Source organism: Bradyrhizobium ferriligni, assembly GCF_056837965.1.
On the sequence record NZ_JBXEJO010000070.1, the window covers coordinates 43270 to 52195 of the forward strand.

Sequence of the window (8926 nt, forward strand, 5' to 3'; positions counted from 1 at the left end):
TATATTTCGTACGCGAAATATCAAGATATTTCGTGCGCGAAACATCCGCTATCGGCAGAGATCCGTCATTGCGTTCCGCGGTCTCAGAACCCCGCACTCACCCAATCCGCACGCGCTCAGCTGGAACAAGCCGTTCCCATCGGCGCAACTGCGACATTTTGATCCCGCCGCCCGATCGTTGCGCTGCGGCCCGGCAGAAAACCCTTGATCGACGTCGATCAAACGGGAAATCTTTGCATCCGGGAGCCGCGTTGCGGCTCTGGCGGGGTCACGAGAGTGTCATGACGTTAGCGGCAAGTCCGGACAGGGAGCGCGTTGTCCGCCCGAAGCGGGCACGCCATCTCAGCGAAGCCATGCGTTGCGAGACCGCCTTTCGCCTGATCCTGTCCGAGTGCCTCGAGGAAGTCGCGACCAATCACGAGGCCTTGAGCTCCGGCGATCCGGCCGCGCTCCATCAGACCCGCATTGCACTGACACGGCTGAAAGCCGCGATCGCGTTCTACGGCCCGATGGTGGCGGATAGCGAGTGGACGCGACTGAAATCCGAACTGAAATGGCTGAGCGCACACCTCGGCGCAACGCGCGACCTCGACGTCGCGATCGAGAACAGCAAGGGCTTGCCCGAAGAACGCATGCTGCAGGCGGCGCGAACCGATGCGTCCGAAGCCCTCAGGGAAGCGTTGCAAAGCGACCGCTACTGGCAGTGGTTCGACGGCATGTGGGACTGGGTCGGCAGCGGCCCCTGGACCACGCGGCAGGATCCCCGTGCCGCGCAACGGCGCGCCGTGCCGGTCGCGGTCTTTCACGCGCGGCGGCTGGCGCGGTGGCATGGCAAGCTGTGCCAGAAGAGCCGCGGGCTGCAAGGCATGGGCAAGAACAAGCGGCACCGCGTCCGTCTCGCCAGCAAGCGGCTGCGCTACGCCATCGAGTTCTCGGAGGGCGGCTTGCCCCCTGACGAATACGCGTCATGGCGGATCGTCCTGAAGCATCTGCGCAAGGGGCAACAACTGCTCGGCGAATTGAACGACGACGAGGTGCGTCGCGGATTGCTCGAGAGTGTCGATGCACCCGCGCAGCGCGCCCACGAGCGCAAGGCCAAGCACCAGCGCGTCCACGAGCGGAAGCGCAAGAGCCGGCTGCTGCGCCACGCTGCGGCGGTCTATCGAAAAATCTCCGGCTGAGCGCGCGTCAGCGCAACGTCGACGGCGCGGCGGATGCGGCTCGCGTCGACGATCACGCGCATGAATGATGTATAAAACATCATTTATTGCTCTTGTGCCATCATTAGTTGATGTGCATAAATGACATTCAAATAGACGCGACTCCTCAAATCGACGGCCATCAATCGATGATCACCGCGGCGCAGCTACGAGCTGCCAGAGCCTTGCTTGGCATCGACCAACGGCAGCTCGCCGAGCTGTCCGGACTTTCGGTGCCAACCATCCAGCGGATGGAGGCGAGCGAAGGCACCATTCGCGGCAACGTCGACTCGCTGGTGAAACTGATCGACGCGCTCGGCACGGCCGGCGTCGAGGTCATCAACGAGGGCGCCGTCAGCAGCGGCGGCGGCCGCGGGGTGCGATTGAAGGCCGGATCAGGCTCACCGAAGGTGCAGACATGATCCCGGCGGTCACTCAGCAGATCTGGTGTGTAGCCGCCCTGCTGGGAACGACCGCTCTCGCGATTGCAACGCGCCGATCGCGCCAATCGACAGCCATCGTCTACGGCATGACCTTTGCGATTTCGCTGGTCGCATTGGCCGGAGCCCTGTTCGCGCTGATCGCCCGCAGCGGCGCGACGGAACTGATACTGCCGGTCGGCTTGCCATGGCTGGGATCGCATTTCCGCCTCGATGCGCTCGCCGCATTCTTTCTCGTCGTGGTCAATCTCGGCGGTGCGGCCGCAAGTCTTTACGGCCTTGGTTACGGCAGCCACGAATCCGCGCCACAGCGCATCCTTCCGTTTTTCCCGGCGTTCCTGGCCGGGATGAATCTCGTCGTGCTCGCCGATGATGCGTTCACCTACCTGCTGTGCTGGGAGTTCATGTCGCTCGCGTCATGGGCGCTCGTCATGGCGCATCACCGTGACGCGGACAATGCCCGCGCAGGCTACGTCTATCTCGTGATGGCAAGCTTCGGGACGCTGGCTCTGTTGCTTGCCTTCGGCCTGCTGGCGGGAGCCGGCGGCAGCTACAGCTTTGCGGCCATCCGCGCCGCCCCGCACACTCCGTCCGAGGCCACATTGGTGCTCGCGCTGATGCTGCTCGGCGCCGGGTCGAAAGCCGGCCTGATCCCGCTGCACGTGTGGCTGCCGCTGGCTCATCCCGCCGCGCCGAGCCATGTCTCGGCGCTGATGAGCGGCGTGATGACGAAGGTCGCGATCTACGGATTCATCCGGGTCGTGTTCGATCTGCTCGGGCCGCCAGGCTGGTCGGCGGGTGTCGTGGTTCTCATCCTCGGCGGCGCGACCGCAGTCATGGGGATCCTCTATGCGCTGATGGAGAAGGATCTCAAGCGCCTGCTCGCCTACAGCACGATCGAGAACATCGGCGTCATCTTCGCAAGCCTCGGCCTTGCGCTGGCATTTCAGGCGAACGGCCTTGGCCTCGCGGCGGCCCTCGCCTTCACGGCCGCATTGTTCCACGTGCTCAACCATTCGCTCTTCAAGAGCCTGCTGTTCTTCGGGGCGGGCGCGGTGCTGACGTCGACCGGCGAACGCGACATGGAGAAGCTGGGCGGCCTGATCCACCGCATGCCGCTCACGAGCTTCGTCTTTCTGGTCGGCTGCGTCGCGATCTCGGCGCTGCCGCCGTTCAACGGGTTCGTGTCGGAATGGCTGATGTTTCAGGCCGTCCTGCAGAGCCCCGACCTGCCGCAATGGCTGCTGAAGATCATGGTGCCCGCGGTCGGCGCCTTGCTGGCGCTGGCCGCGGCGCTCGCCGCCGCATGCTTCGTCAAGGCTTTCGGAATCACATTTCTCGGCCGCGCGCGGAACCCGGCCGCTGAAGCCGCCGGCGAGGTCGATCGCTATTCGCTCGCCGCGATGTTCAGCCTCGCCGTGCTCTGCTTCCTCGCCGGTATTCTGCCGGGCCTCGTGATCGACGCGCTCTCGCCCGTTGCGCAGGTCGTGATCGGCCACCGGATGCCGGTTCAGATGAACGATCCCTGGCTCTCGATCGTTCCGATCGAGGAGAGCCGCAGTTCCTACAACGGATTGCTCGTCTTTGCTTTCATCACCGCAGCGGCGTCGCTCGCGGTGTACTTCATCCATCGCTTTGCGTCGCGCGCGATCCGGCGCGGACCGGCCTGGGGTTGCGGCTTCGCCGATCCGACACCGGCGGCGCAGTATTCCGGCGTGAGCTTTGTGCAGCCGATCCGCCGCGTGTTCGGCACGCTGGTTTTCCAGGCCCGCGAACATGTCGATATGCCCGCACCAGGCGAACTGCGGCCGGCCCGCCTCAGGGTGGATATGCACGACCTGGTCTGGGAGCGGCTCTACACACCCGTGGCGGAAGCCGTGTGGTTTTTCGCCGATCGGCTGAACCAGCTCCAGTTCCTGACCATCCGCCGCTACCTCAGCCTGGTGTTCGCAACCCTCATCACATTGCTGCTGGCGCTCGCGATATGGTCGTGATCTCGGACATCCTCGTTCAGCTCGGCCAGATGGCGCTTGTGCTGCTGCTCGCGCCGCTGCTGACCGGCGTCGTGCGCAAGATCAAGGCCCGGCTGTTGCGGCGGAAAGGGCCGTCGATCTTCCAGCCCTACCGCGACCTGCTGCGGCTGCTGCGCAAGGAGGTCGTGCTCGCCGAAAACGCGTCCTGGCTGTTCCGCGTCACGCCCTATTTGACGTTCGCGGCCATCTGGGTCGCGGCGGCGCTGGTCCCGACATTCGCGACCGGCCTGCAATTCAACTGGAGCGCCGACCTGATCGCGATCGTCGCCCTGCTCGGCAGCGCGCGCTTCTTCCTCGCGCTTGCCGGCATGGACGTCGGCACCAGCTTCGGCGGCATCGGCTCCAGCCGCGAGGTGATGATCGCCGCACTCGCCGAGCCGGCCATGCTGTTGATGGTATTCTGCGTCGCGCTGATTGCCGGTTCGACGCAGCTGTCGACGGTCGCGACCTTCATGGCGTCGTCGGAGGTCGGACTGCGCGTCTCGCTCGGCATGGCGATGATCGCCCTCATCATGGTGGCGCTCGCCGAAAACGCGCGCATCCCGGTCGACAACCCGGCGACGCATCTGGAGCTGACCATGGTGCACGAGGCGATGATCCTCGAATATTCCGGGCGTCACCTCGCCATGATCGAGTTCGGCGCCTTCCTCAAGCTGCTGCTCTACATCTCCCTGATCATCTGCGTGTTCTTCCCGTGGCAGATCACCACGGAAGGCGCCGGGCTGCTGTCCTATCTGGTGAGCGTTGCCGCCTACATCCTCAAGCTTGCGGTCGCAAGCTTCCTGCTTGCCGTGTTCGAGACCGCGACGGCCAAGATGCGGGTGTTCCGCGTCCCCGAATTCCTCGGCGCAGCGCTGATGCTCGGCCTGCTCGGCACGCTGCTTCGGTTCGTGTCACGGGGCTTCTGATGCACAACCTCGCCTTCGACATCGCCCATCTGCTCGCCGGCGGGCTCGTGCTGATCAGCTTCATGATGCTGTACCAGGACCGCCTGTATGCGCTGCTGAATATCTTCGCGCTTCATGCCGTGGTGCTCGCAGCTTCGGTCGCCTGGCAGGCCTTCATCCAGAATGCGCCGCATCTCTACGTGACCGCAGCCATCGCACTGGTCTTCAAGGCGATCGTCATCCCGGTGGCGTTGCATCGGATCATCAAGCAGCTCGGCATTCATCGCGATATCGAGACCGCGGTGAGCATCGGTCCGACCATGCTCGCGGGCATGGGGCTCGTCGCCCTGTCCATGGTACTGATGCTGCGCGTCACCGGCGCGGCCGATCCGCTGGCGCGGGAAGACCTCGCCTTCGCACTGTCGGTGGTGCTGCTGGGATTGCTCGTCATGGTGACGCGGCGCAACGCCGTCAGCCAGGTCGTCGGCTTCATGTCGCTGGAAAACGGCCTGGTGCTGGCCGCGACCGGCGCCAAGGGCATGCCGCTCGTCGTGGAGATCAGCGTCGCCTTCTCGATCCTGATCGCATTCATCGTGATCGGCGTGTTCCTGTTCCGCATTCGCGAGCGGTTCGACACCGTCGACGTCGGCGCGCTCGATGAATTCAGGGGGGAGCGCCGATGACTGCCGCGTCGGATGCCGTCACCTGGGTCCTGTTGATACCGATCACCGCCGCGGCGGTGCTGGCCGCGCTGCCCGGCTACCGCTTGACCGCGGGTCTCAATATCGTGGCCAGTCTCGGCACCTTGCTGGCCGCGCTTTCGCTGCTCGTGGTCGAGCGCCCGCAACCCGGCCAGTACCTGCTGATCGACGATCTCAACATTGTCTTCATCGTGCTCAACACCTTCGTGGGATTCACCACGAGCGTGTTCAGCGCAAGCTATATCGCCCACGAACTCGAGACCGGGCGGCTGACGCCGGGCTATCTGCGATTCTACCATGCCATGTATCAGGTGATGATGTTCGGCATGAACCTCGCATTCGTGTCGAACAATATCGGCCTGATATGGGTCGCGGTCGAGGTTGCCACGCTCACCACCGTCCTGATGGTCGGCATCTACCGGACCCATGCGGCGCTGGAAGCGGCCTGGAAGTATTTTATCCTCGGCAGCGTCGGCATCGCGCTGGCGCTGTTCGGCACGATCCTGGTGTACATGGCGGCGCTGCCGGTGGTCGGCGAGGGTCAGGACGCCATGGTGTGGACGGTGCTGATCAGCCGTGCGGCGACGTTCGACCCGGCATTGCTCAACGTCGCCTTCATCTTCCTGCTGCTCGGATACGGCACCAAGGTCGGGCTGGCGCCGCTGCACGCCTGGCTTCCGGATGCGCATGCCGAGGGCCCGACCCCGATTTCCGCCGTGCTCTCCGGCCTGCTGCTCAACGTCGCGCTCTACGCGGTGCTCCGCTTCAAGATCCTGCTCGCCGCCAATCCGGATGCGATATCGCCCGGGCCGCTGATGGTGACGATGGGGCTGACCTCGCTGCTGTTCGCGGCCTTCATGCTTTACCGCCGCCGCGACATCAAGCGGCTGTTCGCCTACTCTTCGATCGAGCACATGGGCATCATCGTGTTTGCGTTCGGCATGGGTGGTCCGCTCGCCAACTTTGCCGGCCTGCTGCACATGGTGATGCACAGCCTCACCAAGTCGGGAATCTTCTACGCGGTCGGCCACATTGCGCAGGTGAAGGGCACGCAGCGGATCGCCAACATTCGCGGCCTGACCGAGTCGCATCCGGCACTCGGCTGGAGTCTCGTGATCGGCGTGGTCGCGATCGCCGGCCTGCCGCCGCTCGGTATCTTCATGAGCGAGTTTCTCATCGTCAGCTCCACCTTCGCGCGCCAGCCGCTGCTCGCCATCCCGCTGGTGCTCGGCCTGCTGCTCGCCTTCGGTGCGCTGATCCTGCGCCTGACCAGCCTTGCGTTCGGCGAGCCGCGCGGCAATGCCGCGCCGGCGGATGCGTCCTATTTGCCGATGTTCGCGCATTTCGCGCTGGTGCTGACTGCGGGCATCTACCTTCCGGGACCGCTGGTCGTCTGGTTCCAGCACGTCGCCAACCTGCTGGGTTAGCGCGAGGGAGAACGGGATATGCCGAGGTTGATCGATCTGATCCGGGCCGGCCACAGGATCGAACGGCATCATCCATGGCCGCGCGCCGTGGTGGACGGCGATACCTGGCGCACCGCCGCTCACGCATTTGCGGATGGCGGCCTGAGCCTGCTCGGGCTGTGGGGCGAGCCGTCGCGCGTGCACATGGCCATCCTTGACGACCGCACGTCCGATATCGGTGTGATCAGCCTGGAGTGTCCCGATCGCCAATTCCCTTCGGTCGCGGCCCATCATCCGCCGGCGCTTCGATTGGAGCGCACCCTCCACGACCTGTTCGGATTGCAGGCGACAGACACACCGGATTCCCGTCCCTGGCTCGATCACGGCTGTTGGCAAACGCGCTTCCCGCTGGGCGAACGTCGCGATGCATCGGCGGACGCAGCGCCCTATCAATTCCTCCCGGCCAAGGGGGACAGCCTGCATCAGATCGCGGTCGGTCCGGTGCATGCCGGCATCATCGAGCCCGGGCATTTCCGCTTTACCGCGAGCGGAGAGACGATGGTCCGCCTCGAGCAGCGGCTCGGCTACACCCACAAGGGCGTCGAAGGGCTGATGACTGGCAGCACGATCGAGCAGGCCGCGCGGCTCGCCGGCCGGGTCTCCGGCGACAGCACGGTCGCCTATGGGCTGGCATTCGCGCTAGCGGTCGAGGCCGCGCAGCGGATTGCCGTGCCGCCGCGCGCGCTGTTGCTGCGCGCGCTGATGGCCGAGCTCGAGCGACTGGCCAATCATCTCGGCGATATCGGCGCGATCTGCAACGATGCGTCATTTGCGCTGATGCAGGCGCATTGCGCCGTGCTGCGCGAATCCGTGCTGCGCGCGGCCGACGCTGCATTCGGCCACCGCCTGATGCGCGACCTCATCGTTCCCGGCGGCGTCACGCGCGATATCGCCGGCGATGGAGCCGACGCAATCCGGGCCGTACTCGACCAGATCCGCCGGCATTTCCCTGCGCTGGTCGAGCTCTATGACAACACCGCCTCGTTGCAGGACCGCACCGTCAGCACCGGCATCGTAACTCCAACGCTCGCCCGGCAATTCGCTGCCGGTGGTTATGTGGGGCGTGCGAGCGGCCGCGACCATGACGCCCGAAGCAAGCCCGGCTATCTCCCCTATGATGGCCTCCGCTTCGAAGTCCCCGTCCTCAGCGAGGGCGACGTCAACGCCCGGGTCTGGATCCGGATCCGCGAGGTTGAGCAGAGTCTTGCGCTGGCGTACCAGATCCTCATTGGCCTCGAGGCAGGCCCGGTCAAAGTGCCGCTGCACAGTGCGGCAGAGCCTTGCGAGGGCATGGCCCTCGTCGAGGGTTTCCGCGGCGACATCCTGGCCTGGCTGCGCCTGAACGGCGATCGGATCGAGCGATGCCATCTGCGCGATCCGTCGTGGTTTCAGTGGCCGCTGCTCGAGGCGGCCATCGAAGGCAACATCGTGGCGGACTTCCCACTCTGCAATAAGTCGTTCAACTGCTCCTATTCCGGGCAGGATCTCTGAGGGCTTGAGGCGATGCGCAAACTTCTGTTCCAGAGCCTGTTTCGCCAGCCATTGACGGAGGAAGCGCCGCGGCCCGATGACGCTGCGCTCGCGGAGCTGGCGGCTGCGGTCGGCCACACCGCACGACGACGCCTCGGCCGCAGCCTCTCGATCCGCGAGGTCGATGCAGGCTCCTGCAACGGATGCGAGCTGGAAATACACGCGTTAAGCAATGCATATTACGACGTCGAACGGTTCGGAATCCGGTTCGTTGCTTCGCCCCGTCACGCCGACGTGCTGCTGGTCACGGGTCCGGTCACCAAGAACATGCGCGAGGCGCTGGAGCGCACATATCGTGCGACGCCAGATCCCAAATGGGTTGTCGCTGCGGGCGATTGCGCAAGGGATGGCGGATGCTTCGCCGGCAGCTACGCCGTGGTTGGCGGAGTCTCCACCGTTGTTCCTGTCGATCTCCATATTCCGGGTTGCCCGCCTTCGCCGATCGCCATCCTGCGGGGCCTCGTGACCTTGCTCGAGGCGGTCGACTCCGGGGTCGCGGCAAGGTGAAGGCACGGAAAGAAACGAGCACCTCCGCGCGCACCGTGGGCGAGGCGCGCTAGTGTCCCGAATCCGAAGTTCGCATCATTTGCCGCACCTTCGGAGCGAACTTCGGATTCGATAAGGACACTAGCAAACTTATGATTCTAGTGTGCTTTATGAATGCGAAGTT

Annotated in this window: 8 protein-coding genes; all 8 read left to right on the top strand. The window is 64.8% G+C overall.

The features are described 5' to 3' along the window. The first annotated feature begins 281 nt into the window (after nt 1–281). The 8 genes from AC1VNY_RS32980 (at nt 282) to AC1VNY_RS33015 (ending at nt 8763) form a co-directional block, all read left to right on the top strand. On the top strand, nt 282–1181 hold the full coding sequence (locus AC1VNY_RS32980) for a CHAD domain-containing protein (protein WP_482408300.1): 900 nt from the start codon (nt 282–284) through the stop codon (nt 1179–1181). 167 nt (nt 1182–1348) lie between these two features. Further along, complete coding sequence (locus tag AC1VNY_RS32985) at nt 1349–1621, top strand: helix-turn-helix domain-containing protein (RefSeq protein ID WP_028339461.1); 273 nt, start codon at nt 1349–1351, stop codon at nt 1619–1621. Then, nucleotides 1618–3633: a hydrogenase 4 subunit B gene (gene hyfB, locus AC1VNY_RS32990; protein WP_482408301.1), complete on the top strand. Its 2016-nt coding sequence runs from the start codon at nt 1618–1620 to the stop codon at nt 3631–3633. The genes AC1VNY_RS32985 and hyfB overlap by 4 nt, the downstream gene beginning before the upstream one ends. Then, on the top strand, nt 3624–4580 hold the full coding sequence (locus AC1VNY_RS32995; RefSeq protein WP_482408302.1) for a respiratory chain complex I subunit 1 family protein: 957 nt from the start codon (nt 3624–3626) through the stop codon (nt 4578–4580). Before hyfB ends, AC1VNY_RS32995 begins: the two co-directional genes overlap by 10 nt. After that, on the top strand, nt 4580–5242 hold the full coding sequence (locus AC1VNY_RS33000) for a hydrogenase-4 component E (RefSeq protein ID WP_016843065.1): 663 nt from the start codon (nt 4580–4582) through the stop codon (nt 5240–5242). The genes AC1VNY_RS32995 and AC1VNY_RS33000 overlap by 1 nt, the downstream gene beginning before the upstream one ends. Then, nucleotides 5239–6687: a hydrogenase 4 subunit F gene (locus tag AC1VNY_RS33005; RefSeq protein ID WP_482408303.1), complete on the top strand. Its 1449-nt coding sequence runs from the start codon at nt 5239–5241 to the stop codon at nt 6685–6687. The genes AC1VNY_RS33000 and AC1VNY_RS33005 overlap by 4 nt, the downstream gene beginning before the upstream one ends. Before the next feature lie 18 nt (nt 6688–6705). Beyond that, nucleotides 6706–8217 (top strand): hydrogenase large subunit, encoded by a 1512-nt coding sequence (locus tag AC1VNY_RS33010; protein WP_482408304.1) that lies wholly within the window; start codon nt 6706–6708, stop codon nt 8215–8217. 12 nt (nt 8218–8229) lie between these two features. Next, a complete protein-coding gene (locus AC1VNY_RS33015) occupies nt 8230–8763 on the top strand; it encodes an NADH-quinone oxidoreductase subunit B family protein (protein WP_482408305.1) in 534 nt (177 codons plus the stop codon). Nucleotides 8764–8926: the final 163 nt, after the last annotated feature.